The sequence below is a fragment of the Taibaiella koreensis genome (assembly GCF_003545715.1).
GTDB classification, from domain to species: domain Bacteria; phylum Bacteroidota; class Bacteroidia; order Chitinophagales; family Chitinophagaceae; genus Taibaiella; species Taibaiella koreensis.
The window spans coordinates 1,128,790-1,146,086 of sequence record NZ_QVNU01000001.1; the positions used below are offsets into that span (position 1 = coordinate 1,128,790).

General features: G+C 50.2%; 21 protein-coding genes and 1 tRNA gene. 12 read left to right on the forward strand and 10 right to left on the reverse strand.

Features of this window, described 5'->3' with window-relative positions:
* Positions 1-29: 29 nt before the first annotated feature.
* Complete coding sequence (locus DZK30_RS04990) at positions 30-605, reverse strand: Crp/Fnr family transcriptional regulator (protein ID WP_118972965.1); 576 nt, start codon at positions 603-605, stop codon at positions 30-32.
* 307 nt (positions 606-912) lie between these two features.
* On the opposite strand from DZK30_RS04990, the gene DZK30_RS04995 reads away from it, so the two are divergent.
* Entirely contained in the window at positions 913-1,146 is a 234-nt protein-coding gene (locus DZK30_RS04995) for a hypothetical protein (protein WP_118972966.1), read from the forward strand.
* A 270-nt stretch (positions 1,147-1,416) separates the two neighbouring features.
* Here DZK30_RS04995 and DZK30_RS05000 read toward each other — a convergent pair.
* Positions 1,417-1,490, reverse strand: a tRNA-Pro gene (locus DZK30_RS05000).
* A 197-nt stretch (positions 1,491-1,687) separates the two neighbouring features.
* Here DZK30_RS05000 and DZK30_RS05005 point away from each other — a divergent pair.
* Complete coding sequence (locus DZK30_RS05005; protein WP_118972967.1) at positions 1,688-2,005, forward strand: antibiotic biosynthesis monooxygenase; 318 nt, start codon at positions 1,688-1,690, stop codon at positions 2,003-2,005.
* Between the two features lie 77 nt (positions 2,006-2,082).
* Here the strand turns inward: DZK30_RS05005 and DZK30_RS05010 are convergent, their stop codons facing one another.
* Complete coding sequence (locus tag DZK30_RS05010; RefSeq protein WP_118972968.1) at positions 2,083-2,442, reverse strand: DUF6496 domain-containing protein; 360 nt, start codon at positions 2,440-2,442, stop codon at positions 2,083-2,085.
* 219 nt (positions 2,443-2,661) lie between these two features.
* On the opposite strand from DZK30_RS05010, the gene DZK30_RS05015 reads away from it, so the two are divergent.
* Genes DZK30_RS05015 through DZK30_RS05030 form a run of 4 tightly spaced genes read left to right on the forward strand, consistent with a single transcriptional unit; the run spans position 2,662 to position 4,437 of the window.
* Positions 2,662-3,447, forward strand: coding sequence for a mechanosensitive ion channel family protein (locus DZK30_RS05015; RefSeq protein ID WP_118972969.1), 786 nt, complete (start codon positions 2,662-2,664; stop codon positions 3,445-3,447).
* Between the two features lie 45 nt (positions 3,448-3,492).
* Complete coding sequence (locus DZK30_RS05020) at positions 3,493-3,756, forward strand: hypothetical protein (protein WP_118972970.1); 264 nt, start codon at positions 3,493-3,495, stop codon at positions 3,754-3,756.
* Positions 3,757-3,788: 32 nt separating this feature from the next.
* Positions 3,789-3,971 (forward strand): hypothetical protein, encoded by a 183-nt coding sequence (locus tag DZK30_RS05025; RefSeq protein ID WP_118972971.1) that lies wholly within the window; start codon positions 3,789-3,791, stop codon positions 3,969-3,971.
* Between the two features lie 49 nt (positions 3,972-4,020).
* Entirely contained in the window at positions 4,021-4,437 is a 417-nt protein-coding gene (locus DZK30_RS05030; protein ID WP_118972972.1) for a hypothetical protein, read from the forward strand.
* Here the strand turns inward: DZK30_RS05030 and DZK30_RS05035 are convergent.
* From DZK30_RS05035 to DZK30_RS05050, 4 genes are all read right to left on the reverse strand, one after another.
* Positions 4,434-4,637, reverse strand: a complete 204-nt coding sequence (locus tag DZK30_RS05035) for a KTSC domain-containing protein (protein ID WP_118972973.1) — start codon at positions 4,635-4,637, stop codon at positions 4,434-4,436. The genes DZK30_RS05030 and DZK30_RS05035 overlap by 4 nt on opposite strands.
* 15 nt (positions 4,638-4,652) lie before the next feature.
* Positions 4,653-7,415 (reverse strand): DNA ligase D, encoded by a 2,763-nt coding sequence (gene ligD / locus DZK30_RS05040; RefSeq protein WP_118972974.1) that lies wholly within the window; start codon positions 7,413-7,415, stop codon positions 4,653-4,655.
* 36 nt (positions 7,416-7,451) lie between these two features.
* Positions 7,452-8,297: a non-homologous end joining protein Ku gene (gene ku, locus DZK30_RS05045; RefSeq protein ID WP_118972975.1), complete on the reverse strand. Its 846-nt coding sequence runs from the start codon at positions 8,295-8,297 to the stop codon at positions 7,452-7,454.
* An 89-nt stretch (positions 8,298-8,386) separates the two neighbouring features.
* A complete protein-coding gene (locus DZK30_RS05050) occupies positions 8,387-9,622 on the reverse strand; it encodes an RNA polymerase sigma factor (RefSeq protein WP_118972976.1) in 1,236 nt (411 codons plus the stop codon).
* 112 nt (positions 9,623-9,734) lie between these two features.
* Here DZK30_RS05050 and DZK30_RS05055 point away from each other — a divergent pair, with 112 nt between their 5' ends.
* The gene (locus DZK30_RS05055; protein WP_118972977.1) at positions 9,735-10,493 is read left to right on the forward strand and encodes a class I SAM-dependent methyltransferase; all 759 of its coding nucleotides are present in this window, start codon (positions 9,735-9,737) and stop codon (positions 10,491-10,493) included.
* A gap of 2 nt (positions 10,494-10,495) precedes the next feature.
* On the opposite strand, the gene tmk is transcribed toward DZK30_RS05055, so the two are convergent.
* Together tmk and DZK30_RS05065 are read right to left on the reverse strand one after the other, a co-directional pair.
* Positions 10,496-11,131, reverse strand: coding sequence for a dTMP kinase (tmk, locus tag DZK30_RS05060; protein WP_118972978.1), 636 nt, complete (start codon positions 11,129-11,131; stop codon positions 10,496-10,498).
* Positions 11,132-11,201: 70 nt separating this feature from the next.
* Positions 11,202-11,534 carry a hypothetical protein gene (locus tag DZK30_RS05065; RefSeq protein ID WP_118972979.1) on the reverse strand — a complete coding sequence of 111 codons (333 nt, stop codon included), beginning with the start codon at positions 11,532-11,534 and terminating at the stop codon, positions 11,202-11,204.
* A 124-nt stretch (positions 11,535-11,658) separates the two neighbouring features.
* Between DZK30_RS05065 and DZK30_RS05070 the strand changes: the two genes are divergently transcribed.
* The 5 genes from DZK30_RS05070 (at position 11,659) to DZK30_RS05090 (ending at position 16,615) form a co-directional block, all read left to right on the forward strand.
* Positions 11,659-12,330: a TetR/AcrR family transcriptional regulator gene (locus DZK30_RS05070; protein ID WP_118972980.1), complete on the forward strand. Its 672-nt coding sequence runs from the start codon at positions 11,659-11,661 to the stop codon at positions 12,328-12,330.
* 71 nt (positions 12,331-12,401) lie between these two features.
* Positions 12,402-13,103 carry a DUF2461 domain-containing protein gene (locus DZK30_RS05075; protein WP_118972981.1) on the forward strand — a complete coding sequence of 234 codons (702 nt, stop codon included), beginning with the start codon at positions 12,402-12,404 and terminating at the stop codon, positions 13,101-13,103.
* Between the two features lie 137 nt (positions 13,104-13,240).
* On the forward strand, positions 13,241-14,005 hold the full coding sequence (locus tag DZK30_RS05080) for a DUF92 domain-containing protein (RefSeq protein WP_205529362.1): 765 nt from the start codon (positions 13,241-13,243) through the stop codon (positions 14,003-14,005).
* Between the two features lie 219 nt (positions 14,006-14,224).
* A complete protein-coding gene (locus DZK30_RS05085; RefSeq protein ID WP_118972983.1) occupies positions 14,225-15,961 on the forward strand; it encodes a T9SS type A sorting domain-containing protein in 1,737 nt (578 codons plus the stop codon).
* Between the two features lie 66 nt (positions 15,962-16,027).
* Positions 16,028-16,615, forward strand: coding sequence for a hypothetical protein (locus tag DZK30_RS05090; RefSeq protein ID WP_162902846.1), 588 nt, complete (start codon positions 16,028-16,030; stop codon positions 16,613-16,615).
* An 85-nt stretch (positions 16,616-16,700) separates the two neighbouring features.
* Here the strand turns inward: DZK30_RS05090 and DZK30_RS05095 are convergent, their stop codons facing one another.
* On the reverse strand, positions 16,701-17,150 hold the full coding sequence (locus DZK30_RS05095; RefSeq protein ID WP_118972985.1) for an SRPBCC family protein: 450 nt from the start codon (positions 17,148-17,150) through the stop codon (positions 16,701-16,703).
* Positions 17,151-17,297: the final 147 nt, after the last annotated feature.

Here is a 17,297-nt window from a genome sequence, read left to right on the forward strand (position 1 = left end):
TTATAAAGAGCGAAACTGCTTAACAAATGTTAGTTAATCATTTGCCGCCTGATTCTGCTCAGGCTTTCGGGTTTCATGCCAAGAAAAGAAGCGATATATTGCACCGGAACGTTGTGAAGAATTTCGGGATAATTTGCAATCAATTTTTTGTATCGTTGTTCGGCTGTAAGTGCCGCCAATTCTTTTGAGCGGTTTTCGTTGTAGGTAATGGATTGCTGAAAAATAGAGATGCTGAAATCTTTGAATGCAGCGCTTTGTTGGGTGAGCAGGTCTAAATCCTTTTTTGTAATTCTAAGCAGTTCGCATTCGGTGACACATTCTACATTTTCGTTGGATTTGGCTTGGTTGATAAAATTAGAGTATGATGTGATAAAGCCGGGCGGACAGTTGATGTGTGTTGTGATTTCATCGCCTTTATCGTTATAGTGAAAGAGCCTTACAAAACCGACTACAATAAAATACAGATACTTTGGAATCTTTCCTTCTTCTTCAATCACTCGGTTCTTAGGAAAAAGGACAGGTTCAAAGTATTGTTCGCACAATTCTCTGTCGGTATCAGAAAGCGTAACATTTTTTGCAATGAGCTTTAAGAGTTGTTTGCGCATTTTGTAAAGGTAGAAAATTCGCTTTACCCTTTGAGTACCATAAGTAGCGTTAATATTGACGCCTTGGGTTTTGCTGTCGGGTAGGAATAGAAGCTTTAGTAACGCATACTATCCTGATCTAATTCCTGGTAATGGTCCGGAAGTAAACTTGAAAAGAGCGCCGTCCAGGCTTTTAAGGTTTCGTAAGTGCTGTAATAATAGATTCTAAATTGGTCACCTATCGACGGTTCCTCATGGCTCAGGAGAAAAGCAAAATTTCGGCCCGCAATGCAAATGTTTTTCGAGGAGGAATTAAACAGGGGCCGATATGGAAAAGAAGCGGGCAGTAATTGGTTCGATGTTCCCGGAAAAATTGCATTTTGAAAACAACAGGCTTCGAACCGGAAGGGTTAATGAGTTTGTGCAATATATCTACCAGATAGAGAGCAAAATAGGCGGAAATAAAAAAGGACAAAATGGAATTGCTTCCATTTTGTCCTCTCAAGTCGGGATGACAGGATTATTTACAATGATCCTAAAGGTGGAAGTCCAAAAGAAATAAAGCTTGCTACGCTGCTTTTTCTTTTGTCCCTTCTATTCGAAAACAAGTTTTCTGCCATTCGTGTCAAAAGAAAAAGCCCTCCGCATTGCGGAGAGCTTTATTTCTTTTGTCGGGATGACAGGATTATTTACATGATCCGGGAATGGGGAGGATACAACGAAAAGCCTGCACTTCGTGCCGTTTTTTATGGCTGCCCGTTCCTTTCAAATAAATTTGACGTCACTGTCAGCCATAAAAAAAGTCTTTAGCAGAGCTAAAGACTTTTCGTTGTCGGGATGACAGGATTCGAACCTGCGACCTCGTCGTCCCGAACGACGCGCGCTACCGGGCTGCGCTACATCCCGAGTGGGGCGGCAAAAATAAGGCGATGAGGCCATATTTCAAAGGTTTTCCATAAATGAGCGCCATATTACCCCCAAATTAAATTCCGGAATGAAAAAAATATTTCCGGCTTTTGTCCTGAATTTTGGATTCCACTTGTCATATCAGGGTAACAGGCGCTATAACGCGCTATTCTGAAAACAAATAAAATCAATAACCGATGATCACAGTACAAGTAACGTATACCGTAAAGCCAGAATTCGCCCTGCAGAACAAACAGAATATACAGCGTTTCCTGGTAGATTTCAGAAAAATGGACGCCACCGCTTTCTGGTACCATATTTCTGTTATGGAAGACGGCGTCACTTTCCTGCATTTTTCTACCTACCGCGATGAGCAGATTCAGCAGGAGGTGCTGAACACACCTTCTTTCAAGGCTTTTCAAAAAGAGAGGGACGACAGCGGTCTTAATGGATCGCATGCGGTAAGGGTACTACAATTTGTTGGCGCCTCGAACGACAAGCTTCTGATAGGCTAGACTAAGCATATAGAGACGAATAAAGAGGGCTTAGCGTCCTCTTTATTCGTACAAGATCAGTTGATTTCTTACCTGTTTTATTTTTGCTTGCGGGCAGCGGTCTTTTTTGCTGCTGTTTTCTTAAGAGCACTCTTTTTCTTCGCCGGACTTTTCTTCCTGGCTGCCGTCTTTTTCTTCGGGGCGGCTTTTTTAGCAGCTGTTTTCTTTGGGGCCGCCTTCTTTGGCGCTGCTTCTTTCTTCGTAGCTGTTTTCTTTTTAGTACCCGCTTTTTTGGGCACTTTGGCGCCGGCCTCACGGGCTTCGGAAAGGCCTATGGCTACAGCTTGTTTGCGACTGGTTACCTTTTTACCTGAACCCCCGCTTTTCAGTTTGCCTTCATGCATCTCATGCATTGCCTTTTCTACTTTCTCGCCGGCTTTTTGGGAATACCTGGCCATTTCAACATGGTTTAATGGTTAACGATGGGTATGTTAAGTATCAATGCTAGCCTAACAGGCAGAGTGGGCAAAGGATGAAAAGGTCATGTTAAACAATGTTTAAATAGGGATAAGTAAAGATCACGCACGTTGCTGTCCTGTTAAAGCAGGAAGCCGTAAAAAACAAAAGCGGAAGGGGGCTGTTGTGTAAAGACCAATAACCAAATCGTTACCCGATACATGGATGCAGAGAAATGGCTCAACAGGGTCTACGACTGGATCATACTGAAAGGCCCGTCTATATTGCTGGCCTTACTGGTGCTCTTCGTAGGATTATGGCTCATTAAGTTGGCGGGGCGCTATTTGTCGCGCGCGATGGAACGGAGAAATGTCAATGCTTCGCTCAGGCCTTTTCTTACGAGCATAATCCTGATTGTGCTGCGGTTCCTGTTGCTGCTGGTCTTTATGCAGATCGCCGGCATCACTATGACTATTTTCGCTGCTGTGCTGGCCTCTATGGGTGTTGCTGCGGGCCTGGCACTATCCGGAACGCTTCAGAATTTTGCCAGCGGCGTGCTCATCCTTTTCCTGAAGCCGTTCCAGGTAGGCGACAATATTATTGCCCAGGGTAATGAGGGCACGGTTACGGCGATCCGGATCTTCTATACGCTAATGACGACTTACGATAACCGGACAGTAGTGATCCCAAACAGTAAGCTGTCCAACGAGGTGATCATTAATGTAAGTATTTCTGGTAACCGCCGGCTGGATATAGAGCTTAAGTTCAACAACAGCATCCCATACGATGAAGTGAAAAAACAAATGGAAGCTGCCATCGATGCGGCCGGCAATATCCTTCACGAGCCTGCACGCAGAATTGGCATCTCTTCTCTGGATCCCGATGGCTACAAAGTGATGCTTAACCTGTGGATCGCGGCGCATGGATTTATGGATACAAAAATGGCTTTCCAGGAACTATTGATGAAACGCCTGGTGGCATCGGGACTTAAGTTGCCGGGAATGTAGCCATAGCAAGGCTTTTAAAAGATAACTTATAAATGCATAAAAGAAATGAAAGCGTCTCAAAGCATAATCAGCAGGATACTGACGCTAAGCGCGGCCTTGCTACTGCAGGCTTGCAATGCCTCCGATTCGGTAAGCCATTACGAAAGTAACGATAGCGCCAGCGGTCCCAGGATCGACAAAGAGCAACAGCAGGCGCCACCCTTGCCTGATACTTTCCAAGCGCCTGCCGATACGGCCAGGGATAGCATCAGCCGCAGGAGTATTGCGCCACCCGGCACTACGGACACTTCCAAGCTGAATATGCAATAGCCAATTTAAAAACCATAAAATCAAAACCGATCATGGACAAGGATAAAAAAATACCGGAGGAAATAGAGCATAAGGAAGACGAGACCCGGCGCTACAATAAAGAATACCCGGAGAATGGCGACAATAACAGCGCTGGTAAAGAAGAAAGTGGATCGCTGCCGAATCGTCCTGCGGAGAACGCCGAACAAAAAGCCCCTGAGGAGGATAAAGAATGATCTTATATAGCATTAACCCATTCTATTAACCTACTCAATCCCGCTATTTATGGAATTGCTACGAAAAGAAGCCGGCGTGATCGAGCTAACGATACAGGGCAACTGCTCGGGACAACGTACTGCTATGGAAACGGATTATAACTACGAACTGATCGTTGACCCCTTGCTGAATAAACCTGCTTTCGTGCTCAACGCTGAAGCAAGAATCCTGTTTGCACAGGAAGATCATATCCTCTTCAAAAGCTTTGTGATCTATATTTTTGACCAGGAGCAGGAGGGCGACGCTCTTCATGGTAAAGACCTGAAGGCAATTGCGCTGGATGGCCGGGAACGCATGACCGAACTGCTACGCGACGGGCTTGGTCCTATGCAAATGAACAGACAATTTATTCTCCCGGAGCCAGATGAAGCAACAGAGCGGGATACGCTCGACACCCTGGTCGCTGCCGGTATGCGGCTCAATTAATCTTCATCCAGTTTTTCAAATGCGTAATGGTCCTTGATATGCCTGTTCAGGAATTTTCCTTTGGATTTAGCCCTGGTCATGCGCCCATAGAGTTCAGCGGGCACATCGTAATAGGCATATACCGCACCGGACAGGAACTTTATGGTCAGTACCTGTTTCGCTTCGTTGTAAGCGATATGTGCGATTACGGTTGAGGGCATAGCGCTGTAGCTTCTTTATTCCGGCAGATCTATCTTCTTAAGGTTGATGCCTTTTCCCAATACAGGCTTAAACAGGTCTCCCCTTTCTTTGATCAGGCGGGGTACGTTTTTGAGTGTAAAGTCTTTCATTTTAAGCCCCTTCTTTACTTCATGCCATGCCAGTGGCATGGACACGGTTGCGCCCGGTTTGGGGCGCAGGGAATAGGGCGCTGCTAATGTCGCTTGTGGCCGGTTTTGCAGGTAGTCGATATAGATCTTGCCTTTACGGTTGCGGGTCATGCGCTCGATGCTGGTAAAGGTTTTGAGTTGTAGCTGTACTTGTGTTGCGATAAATCTGGCCAGCAGCTGGCTCTGGTCGTAGGAATATTGAGCGCCTAACGGGATATAGATATGTATTCCGGTAGAGCCGGAAGTTTTACAATAGCCTTCGATCTTTAGCTGCTCCAGCACGCCATGGATCGCTTGCGCTACTTCGATCACCTGATCAAAAGTGTTGCTTTTATCGGGATCGATATCCAGTGCGCACCAGTCGGGCTGTTCCGGGCTTTCGATACAGCTGTTCCAGGGGTTCATTTCTATAGTACCAAGGTTGGCCATATAGAGTAAGCCGGTCTCGTCGCCGCCTACCAGGTATTCTTTATCCCGGTCTTCATCTGCGGTGCGATAGGGAAAAGTGCGCGCCCAGCCGGGAATGCTCTTGCTGACATCTTTCTGGTAAAAGCTTTTGCCCTTAATGCCGTTAGGGAACCGGTTAAGCGATAAGGGTCTGTTCTTAAGGTAGGGCAGGATATAAGGCGCCATCTGGTAATAGTAATTGAGCATATCCCGCTTACTGAGCTTGTCATCAGGCCAGTACAGCTTGCTCAGGTGCGTCAGCTTGAGCTCATTGCCTTCTATGCTGCGTACCTGGTTTTCCTCCGAAGGGTTCAGCAAGGTCTTACGTTGCCCTTTCGCCGGCGCTTTGACAATTGACTTACTTTGCCCGCGTTTGGCGGCGCTCTTTTTAACCACTTTGCGGGTATTGGCTTCTTTTTCCATAACGACTTCTTTTGCCTGCTTATCGTTGCGCATGGCGATAAAGGAGGGATGACGGAATACCCCGTCTTCGGTGATCTCGGTAAAATTGATCTCGCAAACCAACCGGGGCTCAAGCCAGGTAACGGTGGCATGCGGCGGATCGGGCCGGAACCGGGAAGGCTTGTTATAATCGGGTAGATGATCAAACGGGCTTTCCTTCAGGACCAAGGGCTTGAACTGGCGCATCATTTCGCGTTGCAGCTTATCGTTGAATCCTGTGCCTACTTTGCCGGCATAATGCAACTGGTCGCCATCGAATATGCCCAGCAGCAGCGCACTGAACAACTTGGGTGTATCGTCGTTCCGGGTATAGCCCGCAATAATCACTTCCTGGCGGCGCTGTGCCTTGATCTTAAGCCAGTCGCGGCTACGCTCACCGGGAAGATAAAGACTGTCGGAGCGTTTGGCTATGATGCCTTCCAATCCCAGCGCACCTGCCGAGCGGAAAAAATCGATACCCCTGCCCTTGACGGTAATACCCATCTGGATAATCCCCTCTTCAGGCATCAGTGTCTGCAGGATCACTTTGCGGTCATCGAGGGGAAGGCCGGTGAGCAGGCGGCCATCCAGCCACAGCAGATCGAAAACGTAATACAGCAGCGTACCATCGGCCTCGCTACGCCAGTTCTGCAGGGCGCCAAAGTCAGACAGGCCGTTATCCTTTACGACCACGATCTCGCCATCGACTACGGCATGTATACCCCAGCTCCGGATGGCTTCGTATACCGGGTAAAATTTTTCGTCAAAAGATTTATTGTTGCGGGACCGGAGCGCGGTCGTTTTTTTATTCATGAGCGCCAAGGCGCGGTAGCCATCCCATTTTACTTCAAATTCCCATTGCTCATTGTCGAAGGGTTCGTCAACCAGGGTGGCCAGCATAGGCTGCAGGTTTTTGGGAAAGGAAGCCTTGGTGCCCTGGCCCCAAAGTGCGTTGACATCGGCCTTTGCAGCCGGGTCTACATCTGCTTCACTGACTTTGCCTTTCCTTTTCGCCGGCGCTTTTTTTGTTGCCGCCTTTTTTGTCGTTACCTTTTTTTCAGGCGCTTTTTTTGCTGCTGCTGCTTTTTTTGCCGGCTTCCGCCCGGCTGTGGCCTTCTTCGGTGAAGAAGTCCATATATTTTGGGAGGTCGCTTCTACTTTGGCCAATGTTTTGCCCGATTGAACCGATTTGTTTTTCAAAGTAACATCCTTTTCGCTGGCATAACGGTCGCGGTGCTTGATCAGCAACCAGGCATTGTCGCCCATACCTTTTGTCTTGACCAGGGCAAACTCCCCCTTCAGTTTTTTGCCTTGCATGCGGAACTTGAGCGATCCTGTTTTCAGCATGCGTAACAACAAGCGCTCGCCTTTGAGCCGGGAGCCGGGCTCCTCCAGGGGTTCGTATGTACCCTCGTCCCAAACGATCACAGTGCCGGCGCCATAATTGCCTTCCGGTATAATGCCTTCAAAATCTTTATAGCTGTAGGGGTGATCCTCCACCATCATGGCCAACCGCTTTACTTCAGGGTCCAGCGAAGGCCCTTTAGGCACCGCCCAACTTTTCAATACGCCTTCCATCTCGAGGCGAAAGTCGTAGTGCATGTGGGAGGCATCGTGCTGCTGTATCACAAAGTGTAGCGCGCTGCTGCTCTTATGTTTCTGGCCTTTGGGTTCCGATGTCTTTTGAAAAGAACGTTTCTGGTTATAAGCGCGTAAGGTCATAGCATCGATTTAAAGAACGGATCCCGGAGCAGGTGTTTATGCGGTTTTTCTCCGGCGTTTGGTAACAGGCGCCTTTTTGCGGGGGGCAGCTTTCTTGGCTTTTGGTCCTGAGGGTCCTTCGCTTAGGCTGGCTTTCAGTTGCTCAAGCAGGCTCGATACCTCCTCTGGTACCTTCACCTTGGCTTTGACCGGCGTTGCTTTTTTGCCTTTTGCCTTATTCCGGATGAATTTCAGCAGCTGTGCGGTGTATTCGTTCTTATAGGCGCTGATGTCGAAGGGGCCTTTCATACTGTCGATCAGCGCCGAGGCCATTTTCAGCTCTGCCGGATTCAGCTTCAGGGAGGCCGCCGGGAATTTGTAGTCATCCAATGGCCTGATCTCCTCTTCAAAGTGCAGCTTGCTGAGCACCAGGGCTCTTTCCAGTACTTTGATCACGCAGAGCTGCTCCTTATTCCGCATCACAAAGGTACCCATGCCTACCACGCCGGCTTTTTGCATAGCGCTGCGCAGCAAGGCGTAAGGTTTGGCATCCTTTGCATCCGGCTCGAGATAATAAGTGGTGTTGTAATAGATGGGATCTATCTCCTCCTCCTGTATAAAAGAAGTGATCTCGATGCGTTTGGTCTTTTCAGCTGAGGCCTGCTCAAAGTCTTTGTCTTCAAGGACCACGTAATTGCCGTCGACCTTATAGCCCTTTACAATATTGCTCCAGGCGACTTCTTTGCCCGTATTCTCGTTCACCCGCTTGTAGCGGATATGGCTTTTGTCTTTCTTGTCCAGCATATCTAGGTCAAGGGAAGACTCCGATATAGCGCTGAACAGCTTAACGGGTATATTGACCAGCCCAAAGGCAATGGTGCCGGTCCAGATTGGTCTTGCCATAACGCATCGGTTTGTCCATAAGAACAAATCAGGAACGATATGGTTGACGGTATGGTAAAACCCGGAAGTGCAGGGAAAATTAACGGGACTTAGCCCGCGGTACGCAGGGCAGCGATCTTTGTGGCGATCAGCCGTTGCTCCGGCGCCGAACGGGCCAGCGCCAGCGCCTGTTCCAGGTGGCCGATCGATCGCACTGCATCGGTATCCTTATACAGCTCACCCAGTAGCAGGTGATAGAGGTGATTGTCGTCCAGCTGTAGCTGCTCCGCTTCGGCAATGGCCGTTGCATTGCCCCGTGCACGCGCCAGCGCATAGGTGCGGTTGAGTGCCGCTACCGGGCTGTAGTGAATGCTGAGCAGGTGGTTGTACAGCTGCAATATCTGCTCCCATTTACCGCCCAGGTCCGTTTTGATCGTATGCCAGAAGGCAATGCCGGCTTCCAGGTGGTAGCGGGTAACGCTGGCGCCCGTTGCCGCCAGGTTAAGGTAATAATTGCCCTGGGCAATGAGCTCCTGGTTCCAGTTTTGCTCGTCCTGCTCCTCGTACAGTACGATCTCGCCCGATGCATCGACCCTGGACTCAAAACGGGAAGCATGAAAGCACATCAGGGAAAACAGGGCATTAACCTCGGGCCGGTTGGTGAGTGGGTTGTCGAGCAGGAGCCGCACCAGCCGCATGGCTTCCCAGCAAAAATCCTTACGTAGCTGGGTGTTCTGCGATTGGGAAAAATAGCCTTCGTTAAACAACAGGTAGAGTGTAGTCAGTACGGTATCCATGCGTTGGCCTATGGCGGTAGGGCCGGGCAGGGCGATCTTTACCTCTTCTGTTCTCAGCTTCTCTTTGGCCCGGAACAGCCGCTTGTTGATGGTCTCTTTGCTGGAGAGAAAGGCATCGGCAATCTCCTCGATGCCGAAGCCGCAGAGAATACGCAAGGCCAGGCCTATCTGTGCTTCCTGGCCAATAGCAGGCTGGCATATGGCAAACATCATCTGCAATTGGCTGTCTTCAATATGCTGTTCGGAAAGGTCGATGGACATTTCTTCTGCCGCTCCCTCCGCTGCGAGCTGAGGGGCTATCTTTTGCCGGAACAAGTCGTTTCGCTTCAGATAATTGATCGCTTTGTTCTTGGCGACAAAATAGAGCCAGGCTGCCGGATTCTCCGGTACGCCGCGGATGCCCCAGGTCTCCGCGGCCAGAAGGAACGTATCGCTCGTAAGGTCTTCGGCGACCTCGATATGAGCAATGCCAAACAACCGGCACAATACCGATACAATTTTACGATACTCGTTCCTGAAAAGATGGGGGATCAGTTCCTGCTGTTCCATAGGGAGAAAACGCCGTCAGTCCGGGTTATATTGGTTTGCGGCCGCAAATTAACAATATCCTGCCTTCTTTCAGGAGATAAGATATTAATATTGCCGTACAATACCTTTTGATATGTCCGTAGATCCCACACAAAGATTCAGCAATCGTGTCGATAATTACGTGCGTTACCGGCCTTCCTATCCGGCTGAGCTGGTCATCCGGCTGCAAGAGGCCTATGGGCAGGGCAAAGACCTCCTGGTGGCCGACATCGGCGCGGGCACAGGTATTTCCAGTCTTTTGTTTCTGGAAGCCGGTTACAGGGTGGTGGCTGTAGAGCCCAACCAGGCCATGCGGGAACAGGCTGTAGCACTCCTGGCGGGTTATCCCGGCTTTTCGGCCGTTGGCAGTACAGCAGAAGACACAGGGCTGGATACCGGCAGCGTCGATATGATCGTCTGCGCCCAGGCATTTCACTGGGTCGATGCCGAGAAGGCGCGGCCCGAATGGAAGAGGATACTGAAACCCGGCGGTCCGGTAGCGCTGATCTGGAATGAACGCCTGGTCGGAACGGATTTCGAAAAGGCTTACGAAGCACTTATCCGTAAGCATGGCCGGCAGTATGTGAGCCTGAATCACCGCAATGTGGGTCCGGAGCAAATTGAAGCTTTTTTCCAACCGCAGCCTGTAAGGCGCGACACTTTTTCCAATCAGCAGGTCTTCGACTATGAAGGGCTCGAAGGACGGTTGTTGTCGTCTTCTTATATGCCGGCAGCCGGCGAAGAAGGCTATGAAGCCATGCTGGCCGATCTCAGGATCTTATTCGACGGTTATCAGGAAGATGGCTGTATTACGATCCATTATGAAACCAGGGTGTACTCCGGCGTGCTCTGATCCTATGTCAACGCGACGCCTGCCAAGTGGTTTACAGCGGCCAGAACATCTTCTGCTACTGCTTCGGCCGGCCGGTTGCCATCTGTGATGAAAATCTTTTCCCGGTCTTTTTCCTTCCCAAATGCTTCAAGGTATTTGTCCCTTACCTGCTTCAGATTGTCCAGGGTTTCGTATAGCTCTGTACTGTTCCTGCCTTTGCTGATCCGTTCCATACTGGCTTCGGGCGGCATATCGATGTAAATATTCAGGTCGGGGCGCAGCAGGTCGGCGCAGAGCGCATTGGCGGCGATCACCCAATCCATAGACATATGGGTGCCATGGTAGGCGTAAGAAGAGAAGTAATAACGGTCGGTGATGACCGTATAGCCTTCTGCCAGCTTTTTGAGCAAGCCATTTTCCGGATGCAGCAAATGATCCAGGCGGTCGGCAACAAAAAGGGCGGCTATGGTCCTGTGGTCGGCCGGCTCCTTATGAGCAAAAATATCGCGGATCATTTTGCCGATCTTGCTGTCGGTAGGTTCGAAGGTGGTATACACCTTATGTCCCTGCTCCCGGAGCTTTCCGGCCAGTAATTGCACCTGCGTGCTTTTGCCGCTGCCGTCGATGCCTTCGAAGGCAATAAATAGATTTTTCTGCATATGCGCCCTAAAAGCTGCAAAGATTACTTTTTATCACTAAACCGGCAAGTTGTTGTGCCGGCAGATGTCGCTAATGGAGGCCTGGCGGCCTGCCATCGAGGAAACTTGCGAAGATACAGATGATGATGATTAAAGTTGATACAGCAAACGTGAGCACATTCAAGGCCGCCAAAAGCAGGCGCAAACCCCGTGCTACAGGAGCCGAACGATTGTTTTGCAGCAGCGTCTTCCGGCGAAAGGCGATCAGCAGGGCCACGATCCAGCCGGTGATAGCCAGGAACAGGCTGGCCTGGCTCCAGCTGTTGGATAGCCGGGAGATGGTCTGGATAAAGCTATAGGGAATGACGAATACGAAAACCAGGAAAAGAATACTGTAGCAGGTATATTCTTGTTTGACATTCATAGGGCTGCGGAGATGCTCCGGAAAGATACGACAATCCGGAAATTGGGCGCATCGTTATTTTTTTAACGTTTGTGTATTATTTTAACGATGTTAATTATATTTGCAGTCGTTAATTTTGTTTGGTATGAAAAATAAAGAAATACAGGAGCAGCGCATGAGAGGTTACTTTCTGGATGCAGCCCGGGAGTTGCTGAAGGCTGAAGGGCTCAGGAGCATTAGTGTGCGGAGTATTGCCGAAAGGGCCGGTTATTCCTATGCAACATTGTATAGCTATTTCAAGGATCTGAACGAGCTTATCTTTTTATGCGTGCAGGATTTTTACGAAGAGTGTAAAAGCCAGGTGCTGCAATCGGTGCAGCGGAAGGAAAAAGGGATCAGGCGGCTAAAGGCTTCGGTGCGGGCCTATGCCGACTTCTTTATCCAATATCCCGGTATCTTCGAATTGTTCTTTATCGAAAAGATCGGCAATGCAACCAACAAAAAGCAAGTGCTGGCACTTATCCGGCATTCGCTCGATAATGTATGCGAAGAGGATTGGCATTATTGTATGAGCCAGGGATTGTTGCCTGCTGATAGTATCGGGCTGATGAAAAGTCAGCTGCGGCACACGGTGCTGGGTTTGCTCCTGCTGTACCTGCATCGCGATGTGCCGGCTTCTTATGCCGATTTTGTAAGCCAGCTCAATATCGCGGTGAATGCTATCGTCGACGATACCTTTTCCGGAGCCGCTACAGCTACGAAACAGACCACTGTGAACAATGCGCTGATCTCGGTCAGGATCGGGAACAATAAATAATCTGTGATAAGAAAATATCGATGCCGGCGAAATCGCTACAAAACTATCTTTGCCGGCACAAGTGATTTTATATGCCCCGTAAAGCACATCAATGGCCGGTGATCCCCGGTTCCAGCCTCGAATTCCTGACTCGTCTGAAGGAGCACAACGACCGGGATTGGTTCAATGCCCATAAAGAACAGTTCCTGGAAGAGCAAGCCCATATAGAGGCCTTCGCCGGCGCCCTGCTGGAGCAATTGAACGGTCACGACCAGATCGAAACCCCTTCGGGTAAAAGCGCCCTGCAACGGATCTACCGCGATACCCGTTTCTCCAAGGACAAAACACCCTATAAAGCGCATTGGGGCGGTGGCTTCCGCCGTGCTACCCGCTATCGCAGGGGCGGCTATTACTTCCATATCGAACCGGGCAACAGCTTCATCGGCGGTGGCTTCTGGGGGCCGGATAATGCCGACCTGAAACGCATCCGTGAAGAGCTTGCTTTTGATCCGGCGCCGGTGAAAAAGATATTGAACAGCCGCAACTTCAAGGCCGTATTCGGCGCCTTGCAGGGCGAGCAGCTGAAGAAGGCGCCCCAGGGCTTCGATCCTGCCCACGAGGCTATAGACCTGCTGCGCTACAAGCAGTTTCTTTTGCGCCGGCCCTTTACAGATGCCGAAGTGCTGTCGTCTTCTTTTGCAGAGGAGGCCAGTCTTACCTTCAGGCACATGCGACCTTTTTTCGACTATATGAGCGAGGTGCTCAGCGCCGATGCCAACGGATTGCTGCAGTAGCGGACACCGGCTTATTGTTTATCTTTAAATGACTATCTCGATATAGGAAACAAAACAATCTCCGGTCCTTGGGCCTGTCCGAAAGGACAACTATAAATGGTGCTTCGACGGGCTCGGCAGCCGTTATCAAGACGAATTTGGCTACTGTTTCCTATATCGGGATAGTCGGTTATCTTTATGTCATGCATTTGCAATGGTCTCTTCTTGTCGCTGTAGCCGTACTGACGGCCGGTGCTTTTGCCGCTGTTAAGCTGCGCAAGCTAACGGTAGCTGCAGGCGCCGCTGCATTCGTTGTCGGTCTTGCGATCTATATGGGCGGTGGGCTTACGGGCTTATTGTCGCTGGCCGTCTTTTTTATACTGGCTACCTGGGCTACCGGACATAAGAAAAAGGTTAAAGCGGTACTGGAGCATAAAGGAAGGCACCAGGAGCGACGTAAGGCCGGCCAGGTACTGGCTAATGGTGGCGTGGCCGCGCTGGCTGGTATGTTGGCCTGCCTGGCGCCGCAGGAACAAGCGCTCTATACCTCTATGCTATCCGGCGCCTTGTCGTCGGCTACAGCCGATACACTGGCTTCCGAGCTGGGTATGGTCTACGGCCGCCATGCGGTCAATATCCTGAGTTGGAAACGCGAAGCCCGGGGATTGGACGGGGTAGTGAGCCTGGAGGGCACGCTGATCGGTATCGGCGGATCGGCCCTGATCGCATTGACCGATGCGCTCGGCCATGGCTTCGGTCCCCGTATGGGGATCATTATCCTGGCCGGTACGCTGGGCAATCTTGCTGATTCCCTGCTGGGCGCTACGCTCGAACGAAAACACTATCTCAACAACGACCTGGTCAATACGTTCAACACATTGATTGCCGCGCTTGCGGTATGGGCTATGGCCACCTGGCTGTAATTGTCCCGGCGCGGGTCTCTTCATTACACCTGACAGCAGCAATACTTGCGGGTAGCCACTTCTGCAGCGGGTCTGACGGCTTACCGGCATGTACTGGTTACCTGTAAACCGGTATTTCTATCCCTGCGCAAACCATTTCCCGCTCTTGCCTTGTCTGGATTTGCGGCAATTAGATAACGATAGCCGGTATTTTGTTATACAAGATCAATTCAGACCCTTATGAAAAAAATGATGCTCCTGGCAGCCTGTCTGCACAGTCTGTTCCTTAACGCGCAAGAGGCCACCCCATGGATAAAACCGGTTTCCTTTTTTGGTATCGAAGATATTCCGGCTATGGGATATATACCGGGGAGTCCCATCGTAAATGCTGCCGTATGGACTTTTGAACACGGCGTCGTGAATGCGGGCGCCGACACCGAATTTCACGAATATAAATTCACCGGCCGCAATGCTGCCGACGGCACACTTATATTTGAGCATAGGGTAGAAGGTATCGATATCAACAAGGTTGTTTACGATGCTTCTCTTGACCAGGTGCTGGTGCTTATAAATATCCAGCAGTTCTCCGCTGCAACCTCGCTAACGATAGGGCCCAATACATTTACGCCCCCCAGTTTCGATTCGCGTTGTCTTACTATCGGTTTGCTGCGTTACAGCCGCAGCGGCGCCTTGCTGGGTACACAATGGTTGCCCTTTCCCTGCTCTCATGGCCTGGCAGGTGCGCTGAGCTGGGATATTGATACCCTGAGGGAGCGCGTAGTGCTCGGTACAGAGATGTACGGAGACCTGAACACCGATTTTACGCCGTTTACCTTTGGCAGCACCACGCGTATCCTACGCACCGATTCTACCTATCTCAGTCTTTTCCAATGGGATTATTCGGGCAATCCGCTGCAACTGTCCATGTTTGAACAGCCGTTTGAACTTGAAGACCGCAGTCGCGTGGTGGATGTTGCTTATGGCGATAAAGGCGATGTTTGCATCCTGGGCACGCTTGTGAGCGATATCCGGTTTGGAAGCATCACACTTTCGGGCACGGCCGCCGAGCGCAGCAGCTTTGCCGCCAGGTTACGGGCAGATGGGTCGGTCGCCGCAGCCCAAAAAATATTCAGCAGCGTGGCAGAATATGCGCCACCCCTGGGGCTCGCGTATAATAAGGTCAACAAGCGTTTTTATTTTGCCAATGCCTGGTCCGATAGCTGGTCGGTAAATGGCAGTGTAATGGAACACGGCAACCTGGGATTCAAATCCAATATCCTGGTCGCATCGGTCGATAGCAACCTGGTACAGCAACATTTTACTTCAGTACGTTATGCCGATACCGTAGGCACGCAGCTTTTCAAGCTCTCGACCTTTAAATGTCTTCAGCCGGATGCTGCAGGCAATATGTTATTGGGTGTTTTCGCTATCGATAGCTTCCGTATTAAGCAAAAGCTTTTTCGCAGCATTGTTACCAATAGCCAGACAGATATTGCTGTGGTCCGGTTTGATAAAGAATTGCAATTGGATACCTGCATCAGGTCGGCGGGCACGGGTATCGAGCAGCTATCTGTTATCGCTCCCGGCGCAGGCGACGAGGTCTATATCGGCGGCCGTTTCATAGGCCAACTGGCTTTCCCATCGCTCGAGGCCCGCACCGATGAGCCGGAGCAGGATGCTTATGTTGTAAAGCTGAGCCTGAAGAAAGGCACACCGGTTGGTATTGGCAGCAGGCGCGTTGCTCCGGCGGGAACGGTCTATCCCAATCCGGCGACAGATAAGCTGTTTGTAGCCATGGAAAAGGTAACGCATATTGCTCTTTATACGATCGATGGCAGGTGTATGCGGACAGTGGCATGTAAAGGCGCCGGAAACCAACAATCGATTGGCATAAGCGACCTGAGACCCGGCGTTTATCTGGTGCGCATCACCGGGCAGAATGGAGACAGCTATAGCACAAGCTTCACAAAGAAATAAAGTTCTCCTCATAGCAGGGGACAATATGACGGCTGTAATATTGCTGCATTACCGTATTTTTAGGTAATGAAACCACTTTTGTTTTTCATGCTGATGTTGCCGTGTGTAGCCGGCTTTGCCCAGGATACTCTGACGAACGATCTGGATGTAGACGGCGCCGGCGACCTGGTCTATTATGAGCCGGCCACAGCGTTGGTGATCTGTCGCCTATCGTCCCAGGGATTTAAAGTTATGCAAAGCAGCCCGATGGACTATAATGAGCCGAATATAGGTATACGTGCGGCGCGCAATGGCTTTGAGTTCTTCGTAGACTTTATGCGCTCCGGCTATGCCGCACAGTTCCGGTACGATAAGGAAACAAAACGGATGCGCCTGATCGGGATGAAGGATTACGCTTTCGGCAATGCGGTCCATTCCGGTAGCGGCTCGTCCAGCGTCAACCTGCTCACCGGTGACTACGAAGGGAACTGGAACGACTATGATATGGAACGCGATAAACTGGTGGGTACGCCAGTGAAAGGAAAGTTACAAATGGATAGGATCTGGCTGGAAGATTTTGACGATAAGGTCTATGAGCAATACGCGGAGAAAAGCGCTGCGCTATATGAAAGACAAAAGCAGGCTGTAAGGAAAAGGAGCAAGGGCGCCCGGTAAAGCACGCTGCGCCTGATGAATGATAAAGATAAAACCCGCTTTGATAGCGGGTTTCGTCTTTTTTAAGGTTCATGCACTCAAGTGATTAAGCGTCGGGGATATTGGGCTCAACCAGCTTGGCAAGCTTTTCCAGCGACTCCTGCCAGCCCAGATAGCACATTTCTGCAGGGATCATAGAAGGAATGCCGGTTTGCGTGATCTTTATTTCGGTACCGGCAAGGTTCTTGCTCAGCCAAACGCTGGTAGTCATTTCCCCGGGCAGGTTGGGATCATCAAAGGTGTCGGTGTATTTCAGGGATTCATTTGGTTTCAACTCCAAGTACTTTCCGCCGAAAGAATGGCTGTTGCCGGTGGTGAAGTTCTGGAACGACATTTTGAATGAGCCGCCTTCAGTTACATTCATTTCATGAACCGTGCAGACGAAACCATAAGGAGGCAGCCATGAGGCGATAGCTGCTGCTTCGGTGAAGGCGCGGTATACTTTTTCGGGAGAGGCTTTAAGCACTCTGTGCAGGGAAACACTGTTGTCTGACATAGCATTTATTTTTGTTCCTACTCATCTGGCTTTTCGGTTCCGCCCGTTTTTATAGTGGTCGCTGCTCCACGGATGTGCTGTTGTTTCGTTCGTTTGCTTCAGCACTACAAAGGTGAACAGAAAGCCGGGTAAGCGCAGGGTGTATCT